This is a genomic window from Campylobacter bilis (assembly GCF_016806695.1).
Taxonomy (GTDB): Bacteria; Campylobacterota; Campylobacteria; order Campylobacterales; family Campylobacteraceae; genus Campylobacter_D; species Campylobacter_D bilis.
This window is the reverse complement of sequence record NZ_WUED01000037.1, coordinates 1-779: the sequence shown is the minus strand read 5'-3', so window position 1 is coordinate 779 and position 779 is coordinate 1. Positions and strand designations below refer to the sequence as shown.

The following is a 779-nucleotide window of genomic DNA, read 5'->3' as shown; positions in this document are numbered from 1 at the left end:
ATCTCCACCTTTCTTTTAGCCGATCAAAATGGTAAATTCGATTTTAGCGAAGAAATACAACTCATACAAAATGAAAACATCGTAGTTGATAAAGAATATGATTTTACATATTTAGTCCCTCCTGTAGAAGACTATAAAAGTGCTATAGAAGAATACAATTTTAGAATGGATCCTATAAAACTACAACCCTTGCAAACTCAAATCCATTCCCTTCCTGCTAAAAAACAATACCTAGAATTAGCTAATTTAGAACAAGATTTAATAATTAAAAAGTTAAAAAGCAAAAAGCTTGCTAAATCTCTAGGAATAACTATAGAAACAATCAATCCTAAAATTACTTTTATTCAAGCTAACTCAGCCAAAGCAAGAATTAAAAACCAACTTTCTTATAAATTAGGTCAAGCTATAATAGACAATTCAAAAAGTATTTTAGGTTTTATTAGAATGCCTTTTATTTTATCTTATATAAAAGATAAACATAAAAAAGAACAACTTTCTTATGAAGCAAAAATAAAAGAAAATCCAAATTTAGCTTTACCTCCTTTAAAATCTTATTCTGATTATGAAGAAGCTTTAAAAGAAAAAGAATGCTTAACCTATAAACTAGGACAAACTCTCATACAAGCTAATAATAATTGGTACAGGGGGGTACATCAAGCTTTTATTCAAAGATGTGCCTAGGTTAAAGAAAAGAAAAAATAATTTATGAAAACTATAGTTATTGATTTAGATGGAACTTTGACAATTGATGAAGATAATGTAGATTATGCTGATAAAAA

1 protein-coding gene is annotated in these 779 nt (G+C 27.1%); it reads left to right on the top strand.

Annotated features, from left to right (window positions below):
• A partial coding sequence (locus tag GRQ01_RS07550) for a sugar transferase (RefSeq protein ID WP_193699232.1) occupies window positions 1–681 on the top strand: 681 nt, incomplete at its 5' end.
• Between the last annotated feature and the right edge of the window lie 98 nt (window positions 682–779).